Genomic DNA, 25,942 nt, shown 5'->3' on the forward strand with positions numbered 1-25,942 from the left:
TGACGGAGCTAAATTCTGAGTCCCCGTCCCCCCCACAAAAAAGGGGAGCCCTGCGGCTCCCCCATTGGGACGTGCTCTTTCTAGCCGATCAAGCCTCGATCTCCACCAACACCTCACCCGGATTCACGCGGTCGCCCTTGGCCACGTGAATGGCTTTGACGGTGCCAGCAATCGGCGCCTGCACTTCGGTTTCCATTTTCATCGCTTCCGTGATCAGCACAGCCTGGCCGGCTTTGACCACGTCGCCCTCTTTCACCAGCACATCAACGATATTGCCCGGCATGGTGGTGCTGACATCGCCCGGTGCGCTGGCGTTTTTGCGTTTGCTGCCGCTGCCACCGCCGACGAAGTCGTTCAGCGGTTCGAACACCACTTCTTCCGGCATGCCGTCGATGGACAGGTAGAAGTGGCGCTTGCCGTCGGTTTTCACGCCGACGCCGGTGATGTCTACGCGGTAGCTTTCGCCGTGTACGTCGATGACGAATTCAGTCGGCACGCCTTCGCCGCCCACGCTGGCCACGCTGCCGGCTTCGGGAATCGGCAGCAGCACTTCCGGGGTCAGCGTGCCGGCGGCGCGTTCTTCGAGGAATTTGCGGCCGATGTCGGGGAACATGGCGTAGGTCAGCACGTCTTCTGCCGACTGGGCCACCGCACCGATTTCCGCGCGCAGTTTGTCCATTTCCGGCTTGAGCAGGTCGGCCGGACGAACGTCGATCAGTTCTTCGTTGCCGATGGCCTGACGGCGTAGTTTCTCGTCGACCTGACCCGGCGCTTTGCCGTAGCCGCCTTGCAGGTAGAGTTTCACTTCGTTGGTGATGGTTTTGTAGCGCTCGCCGGCCAGCACGTTGAAGAACGCCTGGGTGCCGACAATCTGCGAGGTCGGGGTCACCAGCGGCGGGTAGCCGAGGTCTTTGCGCACGCGCGGAATCTCGGCCAGCACTTCGTTCATGCGGTTCAGCGCGCCCTGCTCTTTGAGCTGGTTGGCCAGGTTGGAGATCATGCCGCCCGGCACCTGGTTGACCTGCACGCGGGTGTCCACGGCGGTGAATTCGCTTTCGAACTGGTGGTACTTCTTGCGCACGGCGTAGAAGTACAAGCCGATTTCCTGCAGCAGTTCCAGGTTCAGGCCGGTGTCGTATTCGCTGCCTTTAAGCGCCGCGACCATCGACTCGGTGCCCGGATGGCTGGTGCCCCAGGCGAAGCTGGAGATGGCGGTGTCGATGTGGTCGGCGCCGTTTTCGATGGCTTTGAGCTGGCACATGGCAGCCAGGCCAGCGGTGTCGTGGGAGTGGATAAACACGGGCAGTGATTGCTCGGCTTTCAGGGCTTTCACCAACTCGCCAGTGGCGTAGGGCGTGAGCAGGCCGGCCATGTCTTTGATCGCTACCGAGTCGCAGCCCATGGCTTCCATCTGTTTGGCCTGGGCCACGAACGCCTCGATGGTGTGCACCGGGCTGGTGGTGTAGGCGATGGTGCCTTGGGCGTGTTTGCCCGCCGCCTTCACTGCCTCGATGGCCACGCGCAGGTTACGCACGTCGTTCATGGCGTCGAAGATGCGGAACACGTCGATGCCGTTGACCGCCGCCTTGGCCACGAACGCCTTGACCACGTCGTCGCTGTAATGGCGGTAGCCGAGCAGGTTCTGGCCGCGCAGGAGCATTTGCAGGCGCGTGTTGGGCAAGGCGGCGCGCAGTTGGCGCAGGCGCTCCCATGGGTCCTCTTTGAGGAAGCGCACGCAGGCGTCAAAGGTGGCGCCGCCCCAGACTTCCAGCGACCAGTAGCCGACTTTGTCGAGCTTGTCGCAGATGGGCAGCATGTCTTCGGTGCGCATGCGGGTGGCCAGCAGCGACTGGTGGGCATCACGCAGGATGGTGTCGGTTACATGGATTTTCTTGGACATGAATGTGTTCCTCACAGGCCTGCGTGGGCGGCAATGGCGGCGGCGATAGCCAGGGCCAGCTCTTCGGGTTTGCGCTTGACGGAGTAGTTGGTCAGTTCAGGGTGGCTTTCGACGAAACTGGTGTTGAACTGGCCGCTGCGAAATTCCGCGTTACGCAGAATTTCCTGGTAGTAGGCGGCGGTGGTTTTCACCCCTTGCAAGCGCATGTCGTCCAGGGCGCGCAGGCCACGGTCCATGGCCTCTTCCCAGGTCAGCGCCCAGACCACCAACTTCAGGCACATGGAGTCGTAGTACGGCGGAATGGTGTAGCCGGTGTAGATCGCCGTGTCGGTGCGCACGCCGGGGCCGCCGGGGGCGTAGTAGCGGGTGATCTTGCCGAATGAGGGCAGGAAGTTATTCTTCGGGTCTTCGGCGTTAATCCGAAATTGCAGGGCGAAACCGCGGTATTGGATGTCTTCCTGCTTCACCGAAAGCGGCAGACCCGAGGCGATGCGGATTTGCTCGCGCACGATGTCGATGCCGGTGATCTCTTCGGTGATGGTGTGCTCCACCTGCACGCGCGTGTTCATCTCCATGAAGTACACCTCGCCCTCGGCGAGCAGGAACTCCACGGTGCCGGCGTTTTCGTAGCCGACGGCCTGGGCGGCGCGTACGGCGAGATCGCCGATGTAGGCACGCTGTTCGGGCGTTAGTTGCGGGCTGGGGGCGATTTCAATCAGCTTCTGGTTGCGGCGCTGAATCGAGCAGTCGCGCTCGTACAGGTGCACGGTGTTGCCAAAGCTGTCGGCGAGAATCTGCGCTTCGATGTGCTTGGGATTGACGATGCACTTTTCCAGGAACACTTCGGCCGAGCCGAATGCCTTGGTGGCTTCGGAAATAACCCGGGGAAACGCCTGTTCGAGTTCTTCGCGGCTGTTGCAGCGGCGAATACCGCGTCCGCCGCCGCCGGAGGTGGCCTTGAGCATCACCGGGTAACCGATGCGGTCGCCTTCGGTGAGCGCTTCGTGAATGTCCGCCACGTTGCCTTCGGTGCCTGGCGTAACCGGCACGCCGGCCTTGATCATGCTGCGCCGCGCTTCGGTTTTGTCGCCCATGCGGCGAATCACTTCGGCAGACGGGCCGATGAACTTGATGCCGCGCTCGGCGCAAATATCGGCCAGCTCGGCGTTTTCAGAGAGAAAACCGTAGCCGGGATGCAGCGCATCGCAGCCAGTTTCCACCGCCAGGTTCACCAACTTGCGCGGGTTGAGGTAACCGGCCAGCGGCTCCTCGCCAATGCTGTGGGCTTCGTCGGCGCGCTTGACGTGCAAGGCCATGCGGTCGGCATCGGAATAAATCGCCACGGAGCGAATGCCCATTTCGGCGCAGGCACGCACGATACGGACGGCAATCTCGCCACGGTTAGCGATCAGAATTTTCTTGATCACGGAGCTGGCCCTCAGCCGGTTGAACGGGGCAACGCCTGAAGCGTCAACGTCCCGACACCCTAGACCCGCGCAACGATTACCCAAAATGATTAATTATTGGGTTAGGCATAAGCAACGGCTTATAGTTGGCCGACCCGACAACCCGCAAAAGGCCAAACGCCATGCGTAAGTCATTGCTGCGTATGACATTACGCCAGCTGCAAGTCTTCCAGGCAGTGTGCGAAAGCAAGTCCTATAGCCGCGCCGCCGAGGAAATTTCTCTGACGCAGCCGGCCGTTTCCCTACAAATTCGTCAGCTGGAAGCGCTGATAGGTCAGCCACTTTTCGACTACATCGGCAAAAAGCTCTACCTCACCGAAGCCGCCGAAGCGCTGTTGCGCGCCAGCAGCGACATTTTTGGCCGGCTGGAAAGTCTGGATATGCAGCTCTCTGACTTGCAGGGCTCGCTGCAGGGGCAACTCAACCTGGCGGTGGAGTCGAGCGCGAAGTATTTCGTGCCGCATCTGTTTGCCGCGTTCAAGCGCCAGTACCCGGAAGTGAATTTGCAGCTGGTGGTGGTTAACCACGCGCAAACCATCCGCCGCCTGAGCGCCAATCGCGACGATTTGCTGATCATGTCGCAGGTGCCGCAAGACATGTCGTTGGAGTTTTACCCGTTTCTCGACAACCCCATCGTCGCCGTCGCGCCGCCGGATCATCCGCTGCTCAGGCACGCCACCCTCAAGCTGCAAGACCTGTGTGCGTGGCCGCTGCTGGTGCGTGAACCGGGCTCGGGCACGCGCAAGTCCATCGAAGATTACTGCCACCAAAAGCGCGCGCACTTTCAGCAGACCATAGAGCTGGGCTCGATGGAGTCGCAACGCGAAGGCGTGATTGCCGGACTGGGCATCGCCTTGCTCTCGCGCCACGCCGTGCGCCGCGAACTGGAAAGCGGCGCGCTGCGCGAATTGCCGGTGACTGAGCTGCCGCTGATGCGCAGCTGGTGTCTGGTGCACCCGCGCGGCAAATACCTGTCACCGGTGGCGCAAACGTTCTTCGCCTTTATTCGCGCAGAACGCGCGCAAATCAGTGGCTTGGCGGCCCGCTTCGGCGCGGTGCCTGGCTAGCGGCCAGGTAATTGGCGGCAACCAGATCGGGATAATCCGACAGCTCAAGTTGCAGGCGACGCTCTTCGGTGAAGTCTTCGATGGCGCGGCGATAAGCCATGCGGCGCTGGTCTTCAAGCTGGCGTTTGGTTTTCGCGGCAGAGGAGGCGTAAGGCTGTGCTTCATCCAGATAACGAGTCATGTGCGTGCTCCCATCGTTGGATTCGGGAGTACCAGACTGGGCGGCAAAAGCGACAGTTGTGTGCAGGCGGGATGAATTTCGTGTGACGGCGGGTGAAAAGCATCGCGGCTTAAGCCGCTCCCACAGATTGCGTGAACTGTGGGAGCGGCTTTAGCCGCGATGCTTTAGAAGCGCTCAATCAGCCCGCGCATCGTCCGCCGATTTCAGCGACTTGGGCGACAAGCGCAAGCTGCGCAGACTGCGTTTCACGCTCTTGAGGTGGTTCACCAAGGTCGGGCCACGCGCCATGGCAACGCCCATGGCCAGCACGTCGATCACCACCAAGTGGGCGATGCGTGAGGTGAGCGGCGTGTAGATTTCGGTGTCTTCCTGCACGTCGATGGCGAGGTTGACGGTGGACAGCTCGGCCAACGGCGTCTGGCTCGGGCACAGGGTGATCAGGGTGGCGCCGGTTTCACGCACCAGGTTGGCGGTGATCAGCAAATCTTTGGAGCGGCCCGACTGCGAGATGCAGATGGCCACGTCGGTCGGCTTCAGCGTGACCGCCGACATCGCCTGCATGTGCGGGTCGGAATAGGCCGCAGCGGTGAGCAACAGGCGGAAGAATTTGTGCTGGGCATCGGCGGCCACCGCGCCGGACGCACCAAAGCCATAAAACTCCACGCGCTGCGCTTGCGAGCAGGCGGCGATGGCGTGTTGCAGGGCTTTGGGGTCGAGCTTTTCGCGCACTTCGATGAGCGTGTGCAGCGTGGTGTCGAAAATTTTCAGGCTGAAGTCGGCGACTGAGTCATCTTCGTGAATGGCGAACTGGCCGAAGCTGGCGCCAGCGGCCAGGCTTTGCGCCAGTTTCAACTTCAAGTCCTGAAAGCCGGTACAGCCGATGGCACGGCAGAAGCGCACGATGGTGGGCTCGCTGATGCCAACGCTGTGGGCCAGATCTGCCATGGAGCTGTGCATCACGGCTGCCGGGTCGAGCAGCACGTGATCGGCGACTTTCAGCTCCGATTTTCGTAACAGGTGACGCGACTGGGCAATGTGTTGCAAGAGGTTCAAGGGATTGGCTCTTTTGATGAGTTATGATCGGCCGACGCCGGGTTGTAGCGCGCGTGTAGTTATACTACATGACCTTCCCGACGCCCAGCCAAACCATGCACGGCGGGCAAAAAGCTATTTTCACGCCGCCAACCGAGCGCCGTCGTTTTCACACCGTCTGCTGCACCCCGGAGGGTCATTTGCTTTCCATTCCTTGCGACATGCTGGTATTCGGCGGCACCGGCGATCTGGCGCTGCACAAGCTTCTGCCGGCGCTCTATCACCTGCACCGCGACGGCCGCCTGCACGAGGGCACGCGCATTCTCGCCCTCGCCCGCAGCCCCATGGCGCGCGTGGCGTATCAGGCACTGGCAGAACGCCGCTGCCGGGCGCAGGTGGCGCGTGCCGATTTCGATGCAGCGACCTGGGCGAGCTTCGCCGAGCGCCTGGATTACTTTCCCATTGATGCCTCGCAAAGCGCCGACTTCGGCCGCCTGGCCCGTCACCTTGGCCCAGCCGGTGATCGCGTGCAGGTGTATTACCTGGCCACCGCGCCGAACCTGTTCGAAGACATCGCCCGCCACCTGAAAGTCGCCGGCCTGGCCGGGCCCAACGCGCGCATTGTGTTGGAAAAACCTATCGGCCACTCCCTCGATTCGGCACGGGCGATCAACGCAGCCATTGGCGCGGTATTCGATGAGTCGCGGGTGTTTCGCATCGATCACTACCTGGGCAAGGAGACGGTGCAAAACCTGATGGCGCTGCGTTTCGCCAACATCCTGTTCGAGCCGCTGTGGCGCAGCGGGCATATCGATCATGTGCAAATCAGCGTGTGCGAAACCCTCGGCGTAGAGAACCGCGGCGCCTACTACGACCGCTCCGGGGCGATGCGCGACATGGTGCAAAACCACTTGTTGCAGCTGCTTTGCCTGGTGGCGATGGAAGCCCCGGCGCGCTTTGACGCGGAGTCGGTGCGCGATGAAAAACTGAAAATTCTCCAGGCCCTGAAACCGATTCAAGGCATGGATGTGCACGACAAAACCGTGCGCGGCCAATACACCGCCGGCAAAATCGGCGGCCAGGAAGTGCCGGCGTATTACTTCGAAAAAAACGTCGATAACGACAGCGACACCGAGACCTTCGTGGCGCTGCAAGTGGCCATTAATACCTGGCGCTGGGCCGGCGTGCCGTTCTACTTGCGCACCGGCAAACGCCTGGCGAAGAAGACCTCGGAAATCGTCATCCACTTCAAGCAGGTGCCGCACCTGCTGTTCGACAACACCCAACCCAACCGCCTGATCATTCGCCTACAACCTGAAGAGCGCATCAGCCTGCAACTGATGGGCAAAACACCCGGCAAAGGCATGCGCTTGGCACCGGTTGAGCTGGACTTGAACTTGGCGCAAGCCTTCCGCCAGAAACGCCGCTGGGACGCTTACGAGCGTTTGCTGCTGGATGTGATCGAGGGCGACTCGACGCTGTTCATGCGCCGCGACGAAGTGGAAGCGGCGTGGAAATGGGTCGACCCGATTCTCAAAGGCTGGCAAGACAATTACCAGGATCCACGGCCTTACGCCGCTGGCAGCAATGGGCCGGAGCAGGCGCAGAGTTTGTTGGAGTTGCAGGGGCGTAAGTGGGCGGAGTGACTCGCCTTTTGTGCTGAAAATCCATCGAGGCTAAAGCCTCTCCTACAGGTACTGCACGACCCTGTGGGAGAGGCTTTAGCCTCGATTTTTTTTGACCTAGTGCTTCACCAAATCCGGAATCTGTACCGCCAACTTGGTGTTGTTCAGCGGCGCCCGAATAAAGCCGCGCTGGGTACCGTCCGGGCCGAGGATGACCAGGTTGCCGCTGTGGTCGACGGTGTAGTTCTCTTTGCTGGTGTCACCGGGAATAAACGGAATGCTCACGGCATTGGCGAGCTTCTGGATATTCGCCAGATCGCCGGTCAGGCCGAGAAATTGCGGGTCGAAATAGCCGAGGTATTTCTTCAGTTGGTCCGGCGTGTCGCGGTTCGGGTCGACGCTCACCAGCACCACTTGCAGGTTGTCCACCGCCTCTTCTGGCAGCTTGGTTTTCAGTTCGCGCAGTTGCGCCAGCGTGGTCGGGCAAATGTCGGGGCAGAAGGTGTAGCCGAAGAACAACAGGCTCCATTTCCCTTTCAATTCGTTGACCGGCACCGCTTCGCCCAGCTGATTAGTCAGGCTCAGGTCCGGCAGGTTGCGGCTTTGCGGCAGCAGAATAATGCCGGCGTCGATCATCGCGGCGGGGTCGCCGTGGCCTTTGCCACTGAGCACGCGGTTGACGGTGAGGCCAAATACCAAGGCCACGACGGCGACGAGAATTGCGACGGTGATGTGCTTGCGGGTCATAGGAAGGCAGCTCGGCAGATCGAAAGGCAAACGGTACCCCATCCGGCCGTGTCACCGAAACCGCCAAGCGTTTCAGGGTTTGCGTTGTTCCGGGCGCGACCAGATCCACGCCGCGCCGCAGCCCATGCCCAACGCGGCAAACGCCACGGACGGCAGGTGGCTGACCGTCAGCAGCATGACCAACAACGCCACCACCATGCTCAGGCTGGCGAGCAGTTTGGCGCGGCGGTTGATGACGCCGCCGTCGCGCCAATTGCACAGCAGCGGACCGAATAGCCGGTGGTTTTCCAGCCAGGCCGCCAGGCGCGGCGAACTGCGCGCCGCCGCCCACGCCGCCAGCAACACGAACTCGGTGGTGGGCAAACCGGGAATCACCACGCCCAACACCGCCAGCGCCAGGCTCACATAGGCCAACGCCAGCCACAGCCAGCGCAGCGGCCGGCGTGGCGCAGTGCCGCTGCAAGCCTCAGGCAAAGGTGCGTTCCAGGTGATCGGCGAAACGGTTGAAGGCGGCGATGGCGGCGGCCTCGGCCTGACGTTCCTGCTCGGCGTCCAGCGCCACACCATCGAGCGCGGCAACGAAGTGCTTCCAACCTTGCGCGCGACCGCCTTCCGGTTCGCCCAGGTGACGGGCGCCAAAGCTGTCGCTCAGTTGCAACGCCTCGGCACGTTTAATCAAAAACGCCGCGCCCAGCTTCGAGCCTTCCGACACAAACACCCAGCCCAACGCGGCGCCCAGACCCAGCTGCTGCGCGCGCACGCTGTCATCGCCTGTAGGTACGGCATGACCGAGGTCAGCCAGGTCCAAGCGCGCTTGTTCGATGCGGCCACGGCTCGGCAAGTCGTCAACGATCTGCGCCAGCTGAGCATGGCGGTAGAGGTTTTCCAGGTCGTACTGGAACAGGTACTGCGCGGCGACGAACTTGGCGAAGTTCTCGCGGCTGCCGAACGGGTCGTGGCTTTTTACCAAGGCATCCAGGCGCGCGTGCGGCTCGTGGGTAAGGGCGTTCAGGCGCTGCGAACGCAGGGCGTGGTTCAGTGGCGATGCTTGAGCAGTCTGGCGGTCTCGACGAAGTGAACACGGTGTCCGTGGCTTCAAGAAGACGCGGCAGGCGCGAAAATCCTCAGGGGGACCGGCAAGTATTTTTCCCCGTGAGCAATTCGCGCCCAGGCCGCCGTCACCGCTCAAGCAAAAAGTAATGGTCCACCAGCAGCGCGATAAACAGCAGGAACAGGTAGTAGATGCTGTATTTGAACGTGTTGATGGCGGCGTGCGGTTTGCTGTCGTGGTACAGCACCCAGCTCCATTGCAGAAAGCGCGCGCCCAGCACCACGGCGCAGGCCAGGTAGAGCAAGCCGCTCATGTGAATCACGTAGGGCATCAGGCTCACCGCCAGCAGCACCAGGGTGTACAGCACGATATGCACCTTGGTGTAGTGCTCGCCATGGGTGACGGGCAGCATGGGGATGTCGGCCTTGGCGTATTCGGCCTTGCGGTGAATGGCCAAGGCCCAGAAATGCGGCGGCGTCCAGGCGAAAATAATCAGCACCAACAGCAGCGGTTCGGCGCTGATATGACCGGTGACCGCGACCCAACCCAACAGCGGCGGCGCGGCGCCCGCCAGGCCGCCAATGACGATATTTTGCGGCGTGGCGCGCTTGAGAAAGCCGGTGTACAGCACGGCATAACCGAGCAGCGACGCCAGGGTCAGCCAGGCGGTCAGTTCGTTGGTGAAGGCCAGCAGAATCACCAGCCCGCCCACCGACAGCGCCATGGCAAACGTCAGCGCCGCTACGGGCGAAACCCGGCCTTCCGCTAACGGCCGTTTGTGCGTGCGCGCCATGACGGCATCGATGCGCCGATCCACCACATGGTTGACCGCCGCCGCCCCGCCCGCGCACAAGGCGATACCCAAGTTGCCGAACACCAGCACCGTCCACGGCACCCCGGCACGCGTGGCGAGGAACATGCCGACCAGCGAGGTGATGAGCATCAGCACCACGACCTTGGGCTTGGTCAGTTCCAGGTAGTCGCGCCAAAGCGCTTGGCTGTGAGCTTGGCTGAGTAGCGTGGCCATGGCGTCTCTCCTTCTTGTTTTTATCGGTCAGGCCGCCGACTGGCTAACCCAATTTTTTGTCGCTGCGCGCGCCGGGTTGGCGACCGCACGCAGCCTGTAATTCACCAGCACTAGCGTCAGCAACAACAACGCGCCGCCGGCGTTATGGGCCACTGCCACCGCAAGCGGCAGGTGCAGCAACACGTTGCTCACGCCCAGGCTGATTTGCATGCCCAAGGCCAGCACCAACAAACCGGCCAGGCGGCCATGACCACCGCGTTGCAGGTGCCAGGCGAGTATCAGCAACACCACCGTGACCAGCATGGCGCCGAGGCGGTGGGTGAAATGAATGGCGGTGCGGGCGTCGCTGTCGAGCTGACCGCCGAGATAATTGGGGCCGATGTGCTGGCTGAGGTGAAAGCCGTTGGCAAAATCCATGGCCGGCCACCACTGGCCGTGGCAGGTGGGCAAATCGATGCAGGCCACCGCTGCGTAGTTGGAACTGACCCAACCGCCCAGTGCAATTTGGCCAATCACCACCAGCAAGCCCAACGCCGCCAACTGCCGCAGCCGGGCGGGAATCCCGGGCAGGCTCGGCAGGCGGCCGGACAAGCGCAGCGTCAGCAAAAACAGCAGCGCCAAGGTGGTGAAGCCGCCGAGCAAATGCGCGGTCACCACTTGCGGCCAGAGCTTGAGGGTGACGGTCCACATGCCAAACGCGGCCTGCGCCACCACCACGCCCAGCAACAGCAACGGCAGTTTCAGCGGCTGCTGCGGCTCGGCGCGCCGCCGAACCGCGAGCACCGCCAGGGCCAGAATCAGCAGGCCCAGGCTGCCGGCGAAGTAGCGGTGGATCATTTCGTTCCAGCCCTTGCGGGCCTCAACCGGCGCGTGGGGGAAGTTGGCCTCGGCATGGGCCAGCTGCGCCTCGCTGGCGGGCACGCTGATAAAGCCGTAGCAGCCCGGCCAGTCCGGGCAACCGAGGCCGGCGTGGGTCAACCGCGTGTAGGCGCCGAGCAGCACCACGACCACTGCCAGAACAGTGGCGAGCAGGGCGAGACGGAATCCGGGTTTGGCCATGGGACGGTCCTTAGCTCAACCAATATTCGACAGTTTCAGCAGCAGGCGCATGTCGTTGAGAATCGCCTTGCCTTTGGTCTTGGCGTCATAGCGCAGCACCAGATTGCCGTGGGGGTCGATCAGCCATAGCTGCGGCGCGCTGCCGGTGGCCGGGCTGGCTTTGCTGTACGCCTGAGCATCGAGGCCGTAGCGGTCCAGGCGCGGGTAGTCGCGCGCCAGTTCGGCGTTATAGGCCTCGCTGACCGGTTGTGTCGTGGCCAGGCCATGGGTGGCGCGCGAGGCTTCCCGGCCGAGGCCAATTTGAATTTGCCGGGCCAGGTACACCAGCTGCCGGCAGTCGTCTTCACAAGTGCCCGGCGCCGTCACCAGAATTTGCCAGGTGGTTACATCGCTGCCGAGCACACCGAGATCGCTGCGGTTTTGTCCGTTGCCGATCAGCTCGCCGCTGTAGTTGCGCCCTTCCGGCACCCAGAAGCGGAACTGGTACATGGCGGTGGCGAGCACCATCGGCCCGACGGTGAGGGCCAGCAGCAACAGCAGTTGCAAACGACCACGACGGCGCACAGGTGCATGGGGCATTGGCATGGCTGGATTCATGGTTGTTGTTCTCCCAGAACAGGCTCGTGTTTGGCGGTGACGTGAAAGCCGAAGTAGACAAATAAACCCAACAGCGCCGCCGCCAGGGCAAACCATTGCACGGCGTACGCCTGGTGCCGCTCGGGGCCCATGGCGACCACGGGCCAGTCGGCCTGGTAAGCGGCAGCACTCGGTTGCAGGCGTACTTCGTAGGCCAGGCCGGCACGGCCCAGCTGCGTCCACAGCGCTTGCGGGTGCACGGCATTGACTAGCAGCGGCCATTGGTTACTCGGCGCGTCCGCTTGCAGTTGAAAGGTTTCGCCGGGCGGCACGTACACCCAGGCATCGAGGTTTTGCACGGCCGCGGGGGTGACAAATTGCGCGGCGTTGCGACGGTCCGGCCAGGGCAGCCAGCCGCGATTGACCAGCACCCACAAGTCACTGGCCTGGTCGTAAAACGGTTGCAGCAGCTCGACGCCAACCTTGCCGTCGCGGGTACGGTTGTCGAGCAGCACGCTGTGTTGGTCGTCGAAGTGGCCGCTCAAACGCACCCGGCGATAAGCCGCATCGGCGGTGGTTTCCAGTTCAAGAATGCCCATGGGTTCGGCGCTGCGGCGGGCCTCGTAGCTGGCGAGCAACTGGCGCTTTTCTTCAGCGCGCGCCAACTGCCAAAAGCCTAGCCACACCAGCACCGGCAGCAGCACGGCCACCACCAGTGTCGGCACCCAGCCGGGGCGAAACCGCCTCATCTGGCGTGCCCGGACAGCGGCAGGTGACTGGCTATACTCCACAGCATTCCCCTTCCCCATTGGCGAGACTCACACCATGCTCAAAGCGGCAATCGTGCTTATGCTCTTGGCCACCATCGTCAGCCTGTTCAGCGGCCTGTTCTTTCTGGTCAAAGACCAAGGCAACTCGTCGCGCGTGGTCAACGCCCTCACCGTTCGGGTGGTCTTGGCGGCGTTGACCGTGGCCCTCATCACCTGGGGCTTTTACAGCGGCCAGCTGGTCAGTCACGCGCGCTGGTAACCTCAGAGCACGTACACAAAAATAAACAGCCCCACCCACACCACGTCGACGAAGTGCCAATACCAGCTGGCCGCTTCGAAACCGAAGTGCTGTTTCTCGTCCAGATGCCCTTTCATGATGCGCAGCAGCATGATGGTCAGCATCAGCGTGCCGATGGTGACGTGGGCACCGTGAAAGCCGGTGAGCATGAAGAACGTGGCGCCATAAATACCCGAGCCCAGCGTCAGCCCCAGCTCGTGATAGGCCTCAACGTATTCGGTAACTTGCAGCGCCAGAAAGCACACGCCGAGCACAATCGTCAGCCCCAGCCAGCCCTTCAGCGCGGCGCGTTTGCCGTGGCGTAACGCGTGGTGAGCCAGGGTGACGGTGACGCTGGAACTGATCAGCAAGATGGTGTTGATCAGCGGCAGATGCCACGGGTCGATAACCGCTTTCGGGGCCGGGTACAGCTTGGGATCCGGCGTGTTGAGCATCGGCCAGGTGTACTCGAAATTCGGCCACAGCATGTTGGCGATGCCCTTCGCACCTTCGCCGCCCAACCACGGGCCGGACCAGTAACGCACGTAGAACAGCGCGCCAAAAAAAGCGATGAAAAACATCACTTCCGAGAAGATGAACCAGCTCATGCCCCAGCGGAACGAGCGGTCCATTTGCGCGCTATACAGGCCCGAGCGGCTTTCTTTGATCACCGCGCTGAACCAGCCGAACAGCATGTACGCCACCAGCAAACCGCCGATGCTGAAAATCAGCGGGCCGTGGGATTCAGGCCGGGCGGCCTTCAGGTCGTTGAACCAGGTGCCCAGGCCGTACATGGTGACGAGCATGCCGATGGTGGCAATGATCGGCCACTTGCTCTGCGCCGGAACGTAGTAATGCTCGTAGGTGGAGTTGGGGCTCTTTGGCAGGGCCTCGTCGTGCGTCGCCATTTTATTGTTCTCCTTGTTTTACACCGCTTACTTGGCCGCGATCGGCGGATGGCGAGCAGTGATGTCGAACAGCGTGTAACCGAGGGTCAGGTGGAAGACATCCTTGGGCAGATCACGGTCGACGATGAAGCGCACCTTCATTTCTACGCGTTCACCGGGTTGCAGCACTTGCTGGTTGAAACAGAAGCAGGCGGTCTTGTGAAAATAGGCCGCTGCCTCGGACGGCGAAATACTGGGAATGGCCTGCGCCGCCATGGGTTTGTCTGTGGGGTTCTGGGCTATAAACGTCATCTCGTTGACCGCCCCCGGATGCACCACCAAATCGCTCGACACCGGGCGGAACTCCCACACCATGTCGGCCGCATTGGTGGCCATGAACTGCACCTTCACCTGCCGGTTTTCGTCCACCTGCTGTTGCGCGCCCGCGTACTGCCCGGAGGTTTTGCCGTTGATGCCAAACGCTTTGCACATCACGTCGTAAATCGGCACCAAGGCAAAGCCGAACGCGAACATCACCACCACCAACAACAGCAGGCGGGTGACCAGGGTTTTGGTCGGCAAGCCGTCGCTCATTGCAGACTCACTTCACTTCCGGTGGCGTGGTGAAGGTGTGATAAGGCGCAGGTGATGGAATGGTCCACTCCAGCCCATCGGCACCGTCCCACGGCTTGGCCGGCGCCGGTTTGCCGCCCCGGATGCACTTGATGACGATGAACAAAAACAGGAACTGCGTGGCGCCAAAGCTGAACGCCCCGATGGACGACACCATGTTGAAGTCGGCGAACTGCAGGTTGTAGTCCGGAATCCGTCGCGGCATCCCGGCCAACCCCACAAAGTGCATCGGGAAGAACGCCATGTTCATGCCCACGAAAGACAACCAGAAATGCAGCTTGCCGAGGGTTTCGTCGTACATGTGGCCGGTCCATTTCGGCAGCCAGTAGTAGGCCGAGGCGAAGATGCCGAAGATCGCGCCGGGCACCAGTACGTAGTGGAAGTGCGCCACCACGAAGTAGGTGTCGTGGTACTGGAAGTCCGCCGGGGCGATGGCCAGCATCAGCCCGGAGAAGCCGCCAATGGTGAACAGAATCACGAAGGCCACGGCAAACAGCATGGGCGTCTCGAAGGTCAGCGAGCCCTGCCACATGGTGGTCACCCAGTTGAACACCTTCACCCCGGTGGGCACGGCGATCAGCAGCGTGGCGTACATGAAGAACAGCTCGCCCACCAACGGAATGCCGACCACAAACATGTGGTGCGCCCAGACGATAAACGACAGGAAGGCAATCGAGGCCGTGGCGTACACCATGGAGGTGTAGCCGAACAGCGGCTTGCGCGAGAACGCCGGAATGATCGAGCTGACGGCCCCGAAGGCCGGCAGAATCATGATGTACACCTCGGGGTGGCCGAAGAACCAGAACACGTGCTGGAACAGCACCGGGTCACCGCCACCCGCAGCGCTGAAGAAGCTAGTGCCGAAGTGAATGTCCATCAGCATCATGGTCACGCAACCGGCCAGCACCGGCATTACCGCAATCAGCAGAAACGCGGTGATCAGCCAGGTCCAGACGAACAGCGGCATCTTCATCAGCGTCATGCCGGGGGCGCGCAGGTTGAGGATGGTGGCGATCACGTTGATCGCGCCCATGATCGAGCTGATGCCCATCAGGTGAATGGCGAAGATGAAGAACGTTACGCTTTCTGGCGCGTAGGTGGTGGACAGCGGCGCGTAGAACGTCCAGCCAAAGTTCGGTCCGCCACCGGCGGTGAACAGCGTGCTGATCAGCAAGCCAAAGGCGGCAGGCAGCAACCAGAAGCTGAAGTTGTTCATGCGCGGCAGGGCCATGTCCGGCGCCCCGACCATCAGCGGAATCATCCAGTTGGCGAGGCCAACGAACGCCGGCATCACCGCGCCAAACACCATCACCAGGCCGTGCATGGTGGTCATCTGGTTAAAGAAGGCCGGTTCGACAATTTGCAGCCCCGGTTGGAACAGTTCGGCGCGAATCACCATGGCGAACGAGCCGCCAATCAAAAACATCGCAAAGCTGAACCACAGGTACATGGTGCCGATGTCTTTGTGGTTGGTGGTCAGCACCCAGCGCATCAGGCCCTTGGCGGGGCCGTGATGACCGTGGTCGTGGTCGGCGTGCCCAGCATGGCCAGGCTCAATCACTGCACTCATGATGGGTCTCCTATTCCTTCGCCTGTTTCAGGGCCAGCACGTCTTTAGGGGTGACCATGTCACCGACGTTGTTTCCCCATGCGTTACGTTCGTAGGTGATCACTGCGGCAATATCCACTTCCGACAATTGCTTGCCGAACGCCGCCATGGCCGTGCCCTGTTTGCCGAAGAACACCGTGTGCAGGTGCTCTTCTTTCGGCCCGGTGGCCACCTTGGAGCCCTTGAGCGCCGGGAACATGGGCGGCAGGCCCTGGCCTTCAGGCTGGTGACAGGAAGCGCAGGTGGTGTGGTAGACCTTGTCACCGCGCTCAACCAATTCTTCGCGCGTCCATTCCTTGCTGGTCAGCTCTTTGAGCGCCAGGGCTTCCTGCTTGCGCTCATCCAGCCACTTGGCGAAATCTTCTTTGGATTTGACCTCGACCACGATTGGCATAAAACCGTGGTCTTTGCCGCACAGCTCGGCGCATTGGCCACGGTAAATGCCGGGCTTGTCGACCTTGGTCCAGGCTTCGTTGACGAAGCCTGGAATGGCATCGCGTTTCACCGCCAGGGCCGGCACCCACCACGAGTGGATGACGTCGGCGGCGGTGATCAGAAAGCGCACTTTGGTGTTGGCAGGAATCACCAGCGGCTGATCCACTTCCAGCAGGTAGTGCTCGTCTTTGGGCGCCTGGTTATGGATTTGCTCGGTGGGCGTGGCCAGGTTGCTGAAGAACTCGACCTCTTGCCCGAGGTATTTGTAGTTCCACTTCCACTGATAGCCGGTGACCTGGATATCCAACTCCGACTCGCTGCTGTCGTAGATTTTGATCAGGGTCTTGGTTGCCGGAACGGCCATCGCCACAAGGATGATGAAGGGCACTACGGTCCAGAGAATCTCGACCGTCGTACTTTCATGGAAGTGTGAGGCGACCTGGCCGGTGGAACGGCGGTGGACCAGCATCGACCAGAACATGGCGCCGAATACCAGCACGCCGATGACGGCGCAGATCAGGAAGATTGTCATGTGCAGATCGAACACGGCGTTACTTGTAGCCGTTACACCCTGCGTCATATTCATGGTCCAGGCAGCGTTTGCCTGGCTGAATACCGACCACAGCAGGAGGCCCATCCAAACTCGTGGATGTCGCATCATTGCGGGTTCCCCTTATCGTTCTTGTTATCCCGCCGGCTATGCCTGCGGCCAAGGGAGCGTCTGCTAGAAAACTGACTTAGCTGTCGCACCCTCGCCTTGCCGTGGCTCAGTCCGGGTTCATCAGGTCATGTGTTTCGAATCAGCCTTTCGAGTCGGAGTATAGCCAGCGACTTGCTCCTCGCAATGTCGAGGCAAAAATCGCCGCAACCGGCCAGGCCTTGTGCTAAAGCCCCCGGTTCTATTGGCTTGGAGAAAGGTGTAACGCCAGCGTTATAACGGGCTAGCATAAAGGTTTCGTAATTATGACAATCCGGTCTTAACACCCGCTCGCTGCCAGCTAATGTCTCTGTCTTCGACCTGTTTCATCCGTGAACGGGGCTGTCCATTTACCCATGTCCTTTGTTTGGGAGCAGTCATGAAAACCGCCGCACTGCGCGAGCTGATCCAGCGCGCCCATCAACACGAAGCCGATAGCGCCAACCTTGCCAACCTGCTGGAACAAAAAATGCCCGAGCTGCACCACACCATTCGATTACCCGAAGGTGATGGCAAGCAGGCGCTGGTGCGTTTTGTGAAGGCTTATATCGATCAGGTGCCAGACATTTTGGACGCCGCCAACCAAGTGGCGCGGGATGCAGGCATAGAGGGGCAGATCAAACCGGTGCTGAAAGTCGCCGAAGCGTTTTTCCTCGAACCATCAGCGCTAATGGACGGCCACGAAGGATTGGACGGCATGCTCGACGAGGCCTACCTGGCCCACCGTCTGGTTGAAGAAGTGAACGACCGTTACATCACCCATTTAGGCCAGCCACTGATTCCGCTGGACACGACCCTGGCCAACGTAATCGCCCACCAACTGATCGGCGAACCCTTCGCCAACGAGTTGGATGAAGTGGTTCACCGCGCAGTGGATGGCATGCTCGAAGCGAGCATTTTCGAACAGGAGTCGGTGCAGGCTTACCGCAGCCGCCTTAGCAACCCCATCACCCATGCTGCGTGGAAAAAGTGGCCGTGTTTTTCGCAGCAACTGGGTGTGGAGTTGCAAGGGTTGAGTTGAAGGATGAGCCTTTTTGGCAAATTAAGGTTGAGTATCCGTTTTTTGGGAGTTGGCCGCTTCCAGCCGCATATCGACCTTTATATTCACGTATGCGTCCTCAAGTTCGTCTCTTCGCGAAAGAAGGGTTTTGGCTAACTCCTTCCGTTCTTCAAATGTCCCCGGCCCGAAAGCGTTGCAAATTGCGCATACCTCTGCATCGTCATTAAAATAGGCTAACACTTTCATAATTGATTCGGCTTTATCAGAGTTCGGCATGTTTGCAAAAATCTTGGCCCTCTCTCCCACAGCAGGATTTACCATATTTTTTAGTTGGGTTGCAACATCATAGGAAATTGCATTCCGTTGGTATTGGTTTCCTGCCCAATATTCCAAGGATTGGTCCGTAGTTCTAGTGAACACAGGCTCTCCAGCCGCATTTGTTTTGTCTGTTAAAACTCCCCAGTTACCCAACCAAAGATCCATTCCTAATCCGGCGGTCAAACCGCTTGCGGTTGCCATCGCGTCGGCCAAGGGTCTAGTGAAATCTTTTGTATAAGGCTCGGCCATAAATATTTTATCGTTGGCTTTGTCCCATATAAGGGTTTTGCCTGCGTTTTGATCGTTGGTAAAGCCATATAATTTCGCAACGAACTGTTCATTCGTAGCCCGCCGATAATTCTCATCTGCAACGGGCCTTAGAAGCCAAGAATCCCCATCCGGACTGGTGTAAAAGTTACCTTCGTTTTTGGAGGCAACGTCAGTCCGGTTTACCCAAGAATCCGTCAGCTCCAGCGCTGGCTCAATTTTCTCGGTAACCGCCCGCAATTCCTTACCATCAGGTTTCGTAACTACACTTGCATCATATCCTTTCACGGGGACTTCGATTCCAGAGCCCAATAAGCTGCTTTGGACCAACTTAGTCAAACTGTTCGCTTCGCAGTTAGTTTTGCAGCCCGCCAGTGTCAGCTTTACTAGTTCATGATCGGGAGCGATCGTCTTGATCTTATCCAACAAGTCCTTAACGCCAAGATGGTCGAGGCCACCTATGGTTGGGTCACCATCTATATTGCCGTGGCCCGATAACTTGTATGCGACTTTCTTTCCTAAGAGCGATGCTCCATCGCCGTCAAACTGGACTCCGCCTTCTGGGGTTACGTGTGCCAACACGGTATTGTCCGGATGCCGATTAAGTTTAAGGCTCAAACTTTTATTAATGATCGCATCGTCTGGCTGCAAGTTAACGAGCAAATAGTTGTCTACCTCAATCTTGGGCCCTTTGGGTGGCGGTAGAGTTGGACGGTATTCGGTACTTTCGCCCACCGGCAAAGCCGTTTTAGCGGTATTTACTGCTTCACTTGCAATGGGCTTCACGACCGTGTGCGTGTCTGGCACGTTTTGCATACTGCTGTTTGCAGGGGCGTTGGCGATCTCGATCACGGGCACGCCATTGACGGCGCTGGATACCGTGGCGCCGGTGCTGCGATCCAGCAAAATTTCTGCGGTGGCCCAACTTGGCGAGCCTGCCAAGAGCAGAGACAGCACCAAACGTTTAAGCGAATAAACGGGCGCAATCGAAGGAAGTGAAATGGCCGGGGTGGCTCGCTGCTGCCCGGGCTTGCGCTGGGCGGTGGAGATTTCGGCGACGGGGATAAGAAAGCCCAGGGGCTTGCTGAAAATAAGGCGAAAGCAGTGTTTGTTCATGGCCGCGACCTGGATTAAAAGTCGGACCAGCGTAGGTGTCCGCTGCAGGAAGCTATGCAGGAAAGGCCTCTGTACCCTCAGGCACGCTTTCCCTTTTTTACGCGACGAAAAAAGCAATGGCGTTGCCGAAACCGTCGGCTCGTCCTTTCCACTTAATGCTGATTCCAACGGGAAAGAACGCGGTCGAAACCGCGTTCTTTCCGTTCCGATTAAGCGCCGGCCATACGATAAACGCTGATCAAGACCTCATGCTCACTGACACCATCAATGGAGCCAACGAAGATGTAGTCGTTGAGCCAGGCGTGCTTGCCCGGTTGGGTTTTAAACGAGGGCACGGTGCGGCAGTAGAAGTCGGTTTCTTTCATGTCTTTGAATTCGAGACCTTTGGCTTGTTTGGCCAAGCCCGATTCGTTCAAACGCCAGATGCCGGCGTTGTCGATGATGATGATTTCGCCGTCATCGGTTTTCAGCCGGTACAGGGCGTTGATGCGGGTGACGCCGTCTTCGCGCATCACCGACATGTCGGCGCCGCCGGGCACCACGGTGCCTTTCATGGGTTTGCCGTCGATGTCTTTGCCCACAAAAGTACCGCCGGCGATGGGGTAGTTCACCCGGGTGCCGTCGGGGCCTTTACCCATTTCTTCGCGCGGGCCGAGCTGCACGTTGATTTGCAGCACCAGCTCGTTGGTCAGGCGATTGGCGATCTTCTCTTTAAGCTCGGCGGCCTGGCCGGCAGTAGCGGCTAGCAGCAAGGCCAAACCGGTGCAGGTGTGCAGGAATGTGCGGGACAATTTCATGGGTTACGCTCCTTCAATTTCAGAAATTAAAGCGGTCGGACGCTACCGTCCGATCGCCTTTGGGTTCACTTCAGGGGATCAGGTCGGCACGGCTGTTTGAGCAACGTGTCGCAGCCCGGCAGGGCGCTCGGAATGTCGACGCCGGTCAGCTCGCCCAGCACCAGCCGCGACGGATGCGAGTCGTCGTGCAGCACGCTGTTGCGGCTCGGGATGGAGAAGTAGTCAAAGCCATAACCACCGGTGCGCGACGGCGCGTCGATCCAAATCCGTAGCTGCGAGCCTTTGCGGAACGGGTGGGAAAACGGCGGAATTTCGATCCGGCCCAACGTCGGCACATTCGGCAGCATCGGTTGCACGGAGTCCGGTGTGTCGAGCAGCCACGGGCGAAGCGCGGTGGAGCGCGCGTCATCGAGCTTACGCGCCGACATCCGCAGCCAACCGCGCTGCACATACACTTCCTGGCCGTCGGGGCGCACTTCGGTGACGGTGACTTGTAGGTCGGTATCCGGTGCCAGAAAGGTAGTCACCCACAGGTCTGCGCTCGCGGTGCCGTAGCTCAGAAAATCACGCGTCAGCGGCGCGCTGGTGTATGCCAGGCTGCCTTCGCGCCAGATCGGATGCTGCGGGCCCCAGGCGTTGTCCTTGAGGAAGGTGTTCACGTCTGGTCCGGGGATCGGATAGTTGTAGCCATCCGGCGCACCGCTGCCTTTGCCGTTTTCAATCAGCTGACCTTTTTCGCTGAGGGCGAAGGTCACCGGCTTGGGTTTCAGCGGGTAGCTGTCGCGCTCGATGGTCCAGGTAGGCCGCGCGGTTTCGTTAGGCTCATGGCGCCCGTTGCGGTTGTCCGCGACGGTTTCTTGCCACATTTCCAGACGTGGCGTTTTCTCGAAACCGTTGCGCTCGCCTTTGACGAAATGGTCGAGGAAGGCGCCGAGCTTTTTACGAAAGCGCTCGGACTCGTAAAGGTTGTGGCCGCCGCTGGCTTGCACCATCCACAGCTGTTTGGGGTCGAGCCGCTCTTGGTAGTAACCCTCGCGCGCCAGCACGGCTTCGTCTTGCCAGGCTTGCATGGACAACACCGGCACCTTGATCTGCGCCGCGCGGTCACGGGGGCTGCTGCGCTGCTCGGTCCACTCATCACGTAGCGGGTGGCGGAGCAGGTTGTACATCAGCGAGGTGCCGACCACCTTGGCTTGGTTTTCGGCCACTTGCGCCAGGCAGCGCTGGTCATGCTCCGCCTCGGCGCTGGCTTTCACCGCTTGCCAACGCTGGTCGACGAACCAGTGCCAGGTGGTGGTGAACTCCTGGTTCGGCACGCCGCCAGGCGCCCAGCTGTCGCCTCGGGCGTCGCCCAGCACCATGCCGGGGGCGATGGCTTTGAGGTGTTTGGGCTGCTCTTCGGCGGTCATCAGTTGCGACATGCCGGCCCACGACCAACCGAACATGCCGATGTTGCCGTCGGACCAACTTTGGCTCGCCGCGAATTCAATCGCGTCGCGGCCGTCGGTGCCGTATTGCGGGCCGAGAAAGTCGAAGGTGCCTTGTGAGCAACCAGTACCGCGGGCCTGCACGCCCATGACGGCGTAGCCCTTTTCGACCAGCTCTTTGTCCATGGCGACCGAGAAGGTTTCGTTGTCACCCAGATACGCCGGGCCGCCGATGCTGCCGGAGTCGTAGCCGCTATAGCGCACCAGCACGGGGAATTTTCCCTCGGCTTTGGGCAGCAGCACGGAGTAACGCAGCTCTGTGCCGTCGGCGGCTTTCAGGTAGCCGGTCACGCGCTTGCCCCAGAACGCCTCGAAGCTGCGATCGGACGGCGGCATGCCTTCATCTTCAGGCGCCTGGGCCATGGCCACGCCGTGGGTGCCAAGCAACAAGGCCAGGCTCAATGCGCCGCAGCGCAGCGGGTGTTTTAGATAGGTCGAGTACATAAGCAAACTGTCCCGCTGTGATTAAAAGTTTTTGGAAACCGACGCCACGACAGTGGCCGAACACTCGCCGGCGCGCCCAAAGGCTGACATGCACTCAGCCTGCGACAGGTCGGTGTCGATGTAGGTGGCTTTCCAGTCGAGGCCAAACATCTTCTTGCTGAGCGCCACGCTCCAGTCGTAGTAGGTGCTGCGATAGTCGCCGCTGCCGTCGCGGTAGGCCATTTCATCGTGGGTATCGCTGTAGCCGTAACGCACGTTCAGCAGGGTCTGGTAGGGCATCGGCTGGGCGTATTCCACCCAGGTGATGATCCGGTCGTTGTCGCGCTCGGGAATCTTGATGCCCAGCGGCGCCAGCTCTTTGGCCAAAGCCTCCAGAGCCGGCGGGTTTTGCAGGTCGTTGGTGTATTTGAAACCTGCGGTGGCGCCTTTGTAGCTGAAGGTGCCGACCCACTCGTGGAAGTTCACCCAGCTGTCTTTCGGGTAGTCGTAGGCGACATACGCCAGTGAGAACCGCGTGTTTTCGCTGAGGGGCCGGGCAATACCGACGAAGTAGTCGAATTCGCGGCGAGTGTCGGTACCGAAATCGACGTTACTGGTGAACACGCCGGCAAACACGCCGGATGGTTTGTGAACCAGATTGGCGACGGTTTGCAGCACCGGGTCGCCCTGGGTCAGTGAGAAACCGCCGACGCGGTAGTCGCTCGCGGCGATGACGGTTAAATCCAGCATTACCTCGGGGGTCAGGTCGATGGCGTGGCTGGTGAGTGAAAAACTCAGGGCGGCGCTCGCAAGGCTCCACTTGATGAGGGTGTTCATGTGTTTCTGCTCCGTTTTGTTGTGATTGATGTGGCAGAAAAAACCGCTGGCTCTTGTTGTTTTGGGTGCAGCTTCGCGATGGTCATCGCTGCGCTTTGTGGGGCGCTTTTATGTTTTTTTGGGCAAAACGACCCCGCCGGCTCGAAAGGCTCGAGTCGAAATTTTTCTTATACGAAGGGGCGTCGCTCGGTGTTGCAGGTGAGGTTGCGGGTGTTGGGTGGTGAGGTTCTCCGTTGCAGGTTAAGAAGCGTGTCGATGCAGCTCGAACTCAGGCATCTGAGCGAATCCTGTTCCACAGCCTGGTCAGCAACCGCTGCGCGGCCTTTTTCGGCGGCTCGATCTGGAACAGCAAATGGCGGTCGGCCTCGGGTACGAACAGGTTTTTCTCGGTCAGCAGCTCAGGGTTGATCAGCGGCGTGCTGGCTGGATTGGGATTGGGGTAGCCAATCTGGTTGGTGATGCGCGCGATCACTTCCGGTTGCAGCAGGAAGTCGATGAAGGCATGGGCCTGTTTGAGGTTTTTTGCCGTGGCGGGGATGACCATGTCGTCCGACCATTGCAGCGTGCCCTGGCGTGGCAAGGCCATGCGGATGTCGATGCCGTTGTTTGCCGCCAGCGCCATGTTGCGCGCCGCCAGCATCCCGCCCGACCAACCCAGCGCCAGGCAGATATCGCCATTGGCCAGGTCTTGCGGGTATTTGGCCGAGTTGAAATAGCGCACGTAGGGACGGATGGATTTCATCAAGGCTTCGGCCTTGGCGTAATCCTCAGGCTTGTCGCTGCTGGGGTTCAGGCCCAGGTAATGAAGGGCGATGGGCACGACTTCGTCGGGGCTGTCGAGGATGGCCACGCCGCACTGGCTCAGCTTGGCGATGTTTTCGGGCTTGAACAGCAGGTCGTAGTCGCGCATGTCGACGTCTTTGCCCAACACCGCTTCGACCTTGGCTTTGTTGTAGCCGAGCAGCGTGCTGCCCCACAGGTAGGGCACGGCGTAGCGGCTGCCCGGGTCGAGTTGCTGACGCTGCGCCATAAAGGCGGGGTCCATTTCTTTGAAGTGCGGCAGTTGCTCGCGGTCCAGCGGTTGCAGCGCCTTGGCATTGATCAGGTTGGGCAACTGGCTGCTGCTGGGAAACGCGACGTCGTAGCCGGCCGAGCCTGTGAGCAGCTTCGCCTCCAAGGTTTGCGGGCTGTCGAATACGTCGTACAGCACGCTGATGCCCGTCTGGTCTTTGAAGTCTTGCAGCACATCTTTGGGCAGGTATTCGATCCAGTTGTAGATACGCAGCTCGCCGCCGATTTTCTCGGCGTTGGCGGCCGCCGTAACGCCGCTGAGCAGCAGCCCGATCAAGCAATTTTTCAGCACAGGGTTCATGGCACTTCCTCGAAGCGGTTACAACGCGCGGGCCAGGGAACGGATGAGGCGCAGGGTGTCGACGTCCAGCACGCTCTCGGCAATGGGCAGGGACGATTGCTTGACGATGACCACCTGCTGGGCGAAGTCGGCATACAAAATTTGGCCGTGAATACCCACCGCCAGCAACGCCTCGTGGGGGTACACATACCACTGGCTTTTGTAGGTGGCGCCGGGGCTCCACAGGGCGAAGTTTTCATTGGCGGCGTAAATCGTCGGGTCGCCGCCTTGCAGAACGGAGTCGATAGCGGCCGCCGGAATGAGTTGCCGTCCCTGAACCTCGCCCTTGGCCAGCAGCAGCGCACCGAAGCGTGCCATGTCCCGTAACGTGGCATTGAAGCCGGCGCCGGCGACGTTGCGACCCCACGGGTCTGCCACGAAATAGCCGTCGCGTTCGCAGCCAAGCCCTTGCCACACGTCGCGCAACTGTTCGGCGCAGCTGCGCCCGCTGGCCCGTTCCATTACCCAGGCCAGGGCTTCGGTGGTGGCGGTTACGTAATGGAAGAAGCCGCCGTGTTCGCCGTTCTTGCGGGTTGCCGGCAGGTATTCGTAAAGCGACTGGCTGACGGTGAGGCCGGGCGGCGGCACGGTCAGCCCGCAGGCGTAGCCGAATTGCGAGCTGCCAGAGAGCGGGTCGTCATAGACCTCGTCGTAATCGATGGCGACAGCCATGTCCAACAGTTGGCGCACCGTGGCGTCACCAAAGGCGCTGCCGGTGAGTTCCGGCACATAGTGGCTGGCCAAGGCGGCGTCGCGCAGTTGCCCGGAGCCGACCATGGCTTCGGCCAATACGCCAATCAGCGATTTGGTCACCGAAAACATGATGTGGCGTTTGTGCGACTGGTGGCCGTTGAAGTAGTGCTCTTGCACCACGGCGCCGTTTTTCATCACCAGCCAACCATCGGTGCAACTGGCTTCCAAGTGTTCTTGCAGCGTGACCAGTCGACCCGCAGCGCTTTCGAAGCGGAAGTCGTCGATGGCCTGCGGCGCACTCGACAGCGGCGAACAGGGCGACGCGCCGCGTTCAACGGTGATACTCGGGCGGATGCGCCCCAGGTTGTGAAATGCCCAGCGGTTGTGGGGCGGGGTCATGAAGTTGTGCCACGTAACGCGGTGCTCGGCAGCGGGCGGGAACCCTTGCATCAAGGGCGCAGCGGGCGGCGCACCGTCTTCATAAGCACCCAATAAAGCCTGGGTGAATTCGCTGTTCATGGGGCATGTCTCGTCGTTGGCGGTGACATGTTTTA

At 60.5% G+C, this 25,942-nt stretch carries 25 protein-coding genes; 4 read left to right on the plus strand and 21 right to left on the minus strand.

The annotated features are described in order from the left end of the window. Positions 1 to 88: 88 nt before the first annotated feature. Entirely contained in the window at positions 89 to 1,900 is a 1,812-nt protein-coding gene (oadA, locus tag ACZZZU_RS14300; RefSeq protein WP_463550981.1) for a sodium-extruding oxaloacetate decarboxylase subunit alpha, read from the minus strand. 11 nt (positions 1,901 to 1,911) lie between these two features. Further along, positions 1,912 to 3,327: an acetyl-CoA carboxylase biotin carboxylase subunit gene (locus ACZZZU_RS14305; protein ID WP_122449841.1), complete on the minus strand. Its 1,416-nt coding sequence runs from the start codon at positions 3,325 to 3,327 to the stop codon at positions 1,912 to 1,914. 161 nt (positions 3,328 to 3,488) lie between these two features. Between ACZZZU_RS14305 and ACZZZU_RS14310 the strand changes: the two genes are divergently transcribed. Continuing rightward, positions 3,489 to 4,433, plus strand: a complete 945-nt coding sequence (locus ACZZZU_RS14310) for a LysR family transcriptional regulator (RefSeq protein WP_463384271.1) — start codon at positions 3,489 to 3,491, stop codon at positions 4,431 to 4,433. Here ACZZZU_RS14310 and ACZZZU_RS14315 read toward each other — a convergent pair. Together ACZZZU_RS14315 and hexR are read right to left on the minus strand one after the other, a co-directional pair. Then, entirely contained in the window at positions 4,393 to 4,614 is a 222-nt protein-coding gene (locus tag ACZZZU_RS14315; protein WP_122449843.1) for a PA3496 family putative envelope integrity protein, read from the minus strand. The two genes, ACZZZU_RS14310 and ACZZZU_RS14315, sit on opposite strands and share 41 nt — an antisense overlap. A gap of 174 nt (positions 4,615 to 4,788) precedes the next feature. Beyond that, a complete protein-coding gene (gene hexR / locus ACZZZU_RS14320; protein WP_122492212.1) occupies positions 4,789 to 5,667 on the minus strand; it encodes a transcriptional regulator HexR in 879 nt (292 codons plus the stop codon). Positions 5,668 to 5,867: 200 nt separating this feature from the next. Between hexR and zwf the strand changes: the two genes are divergently transcribed. Then, positions 5,868 to 7,292, plus strand: coding sequence for a glucose-6-phosphate dehydrogenase (gene zwf / locus ACZZZU_RS14325; RefSeq protein WP_241000496.1), 1,425 nt, complete (start codon positions 5,868 to 5,870; stop codon positions 7,290 to 7,292). A 96-nt stretch (positions 7,293 to 7,388) separates the two neighbouring features. Here the strand turns inward: zwf and ACZZZU_RS14330 are convergent, their stop codons facing one another. From ACZZZU_RS14330 to ACZZZU_RS14360, 7 genes are all read right to left on the minus strand, one after another. Continuing rightward, positions 7,389 to 8,018: an SCO family protein gene (locus tag ACZZZU_RS14330; RefSeq protein WP_463550982.1), complete on the minus strand. Its 630-nt coding sequence runs from the start codon at positions 8,016 to 8,018 to the stop codon at positions 7,389 to 7,391. A 72-nt stretch (positions 8,019 to 8,090) separates the two neighbouring features. Continuing rightward, positions 8,091 to 8,492, minus strand: a complete 402-nt coding sequence (locus tag ACZZZU_RS14335; protein WP_463550983.1) for a YbaN family protein — start codon at positions 8,490 to 8,492, stop codon at positions 8,091 to 8,093. Beyond that, positions 8,485 to 9,057, minus strand: a complete 573-nt coding sequence (locus tag ACZZZU_RS14340) for a biliverdin-producing heme oxygenase (RefSeq protein ID WP_463552139.1) — start codon at positions 9,055 to 9,057, stop codon at positions 8,485 to 8,487. Before ACZZZU_RS14340 ends, ACZZZU_RS14335 begins: the two co-directional genes overlap by 8 nt. A gap of 139 nt (positions 9,058 to 9,196) precedes the next feature. Further along, positions 9,197 to 10,096 (minus strand): heme o synthase, encoded by a 900-nt coding sequence (gene cyoE, locus ACZZZU_RS14345; RefSeq protein ID WP_122492217.1) that lies wholly within the window; start codon positions 10,094 to 10,096, stop codon positions 9,197 to 9,199. Between the two features lie 27 nt (positions 10,097 to 10,123). After that, positions 10,124 to 11,155 carry a COX15/CtaA family protein gene (locus ACZZZU_RS14350; RefSeq protein WP_463550984.1) on the minus strand — a complete coding sequence of 344 codons (1,032 nt, stop codon included), beginning with the start codon at positions 11,153 to 11,155 and terminating at the stop codon, positions 10,124 to 10,126. A gap of 15 nt (positions 11,156 to 11,170) precedes the next feature. Continuing rightward, complete coding sequence (locus tag ACZZZU_RS14355; RefSeq protein ID WP_463550985.1) at positions 11,171 to 11,752, minus strand: hypothetical protein; 582 nt, start codon at positions 11,750 to 11,752, stop codon at positions 11,171 to 11,173. After that, the gene (locus ACZZZU_RS14360) at positions 11,749 to 12,480 is read right to left on the minus strand and encodes an SURF1 family protein (protein ID WP_463550986.1); all 732 of its coding nucleotides are present in this window, start codon (positions 12,478 to 12,480) and stop codon (positions 11,749 to 11,751) included. The genes ACZZZU_RS14355 and ACZZZU_RS14360 overlap by 4 nt, the downstream gene beginning before the upstream one ends. 76 nt (positions 12,481 to 12,556) lie before the next feature. Here ACZZZU_RS14360 and ACZZZU_RS14365 point away from each other — a divergent pair, with 76 nt between their 5' ends. After that, a complete protein-coding gene (locus ACZZZU_RS14365) occupies positions 12,557 to 12,760 on the plus strand; it encodes a twin transmembrane helix small protein (protein WP_122492452.1) in 204 nt (67 codons plus the stop codon). A gap of 2 nt (positions 12,761 to 12,762) precedes the next feature. Here ACZZZU_RS14365 and ACZZZU_RS14370 read toward each other — a convergent pair whose 3' ends face one another. From ACZZZU_RS14370 to coxB, 4 genes are read right to left on the minus strand one after another with little or no spacing between them, the layout of a single operon-like run. Continuing rightward, a complete protein-coding gene (locus tag ACZZZU_RS14370; RefSeq protein WP_463384278.1) occupies positions 12,763 to 13,686 on the minus strand; it encodes a cytochrome c oxidase subunit 3 in 924 nt (307 codons plus the stop codon). Between the two features lie 27 nt (positions 13,687 to 13,713). Further along, positions 13,714 to 14,259: a cytochrome c oxidase assembly protein gene (locus tag ACZZZU_RS14375; protein WP_122492222.1), complete on the minus strand. Its 546-nt coding sequence runs from the start codon at positions 14,257 to 14,259 to the stop codon at positions 13,714 to 13,716. Positions 14,260 to 14,266: 7 nt separating this feature from the next. Continuing rightward, a complete protein-coding gene (gene ctaD, locus ACZZZU_RS14380; protein WP_463384280.1) occupies positions 14,267 to 15,868 on the minus strand; it encodes a cytochrome c oxidase subunit I in 1,602 nt (533 codons plus the stop codon). Positions 15,869 to 15,878: 10 nt separating this feature from the next. Then, positions 15,879 to 17,003 (minus strand): cytochrome c oxidase subunit II, encoded by a 1,125-nt coding sequence (gene coxB / locus ACZZZU_RS14385; protein ID WP_463550987.1) that lies wholly within the window; start codon positions 17,001 to 17,003, stop codon positions 15,879 to 15,881. A 415-nt stretch (positions 17,004 to 17,418) separates the two neighbouring features. Between coxB and ACZZZU_RS14390 the strand changes: the two genes are divergently transcribed. Next, entirely contained in the window at positions 17,419 to 18,060 is a 642-nt protein-coding gene (locus ACZZZU_RS14390; protein ID WP_122492225.1) for a hypothetical protein, read from the plus strand. A gap of 21 nt (positions 18,061 to 18,081) precedes the next feature. Here the strand turns inward: ACZZZU_RS14390 and ACZZZU_RS14395 are convergent, their stop codons facing one another. The 6 genes from ACZZZU_RS14395 to ACZZZU_RS14420 form a co-directional block, all read right to left on the minus strand. After that, positions 18,082 to 19,740: a C80 family cysteine peptidase gene (locus tag ACZZZU_RS14395; RefSeq protein ID WP_463550988.1), complete on the minus strand. Its 1,659-nt coding sequence runs from the start codon at positions 19,738 to 19,740 to the stop codon at positions 18,082 to 18,084. 209 nt (positions 19,741 to 19,949) lie between these two features. Then, a complete protein-coding gene (locus ACZZZU_RS14400; protein WP_122492227.1) occupies positions 19,950 to 20,537 on the minus strand; it encodes a DUF3237 domain-containing protein in 588 nt (195 codons plus the stop codon). Positions 20,538 to 20,602: 65 nt separating this feature from the next. Next, entirely contained in the window at positions 20,603 to 22,468 is a 1,866-nt protein-coding gene (locus ACZZZU_RS14405) for a CocE/NonD family hydrolase (RefSeq protein WP_463550989.1), read from the minus strand. A 21-nt stretch (positions 22,469 to 22,489) separates the two neighbouring features. Next, positions 22,490 to 23,284, minus strand: coding sequence for a TorF family putative porin (locus tag ACZZZU_RS14410; protein WP_122492229.1), 795 nt, complete (start codon positions 23,282 to 23,284; stop codon positions 22,490 to 22,492). A 268-nt stretch (positions 23,285 to 23,552) separates the two neighbouring features. Next, the gene (locus tag ACZZZU_RS14415) at positions 23,553 to 24,656 is read right to left on the minus strand and encodes an extracellular solute-binding protein (RefSeq protein WP_463550990.1); all 1,104 of its coding nucleotides are present in this window, start codon (positions 24,654 to 24,656) and stop codon (positions 23,553 to 23,555) included. Between the two features lie 18 nt (positions 24,657 to 24,674). Then, the gene (locus ACZZZU_RS14420) at positions 24,675 to 25,907 is read right to left on the minus strand and encodes a serine hydrolase domain-containing protein (protein ID WP_463550991.1); all 1,233 of its coding nucleotides are present in this window, start codon (positions 25,905 to 25,907) and stop codon (positions 24,675 to 24,677) included. Between the last annotated feature and the right edge of the window lie 35 nt (positions 25,908 to 25,942).

Source organism: Pseudomonas sp. AC136 (assembly GCF_979258585.1).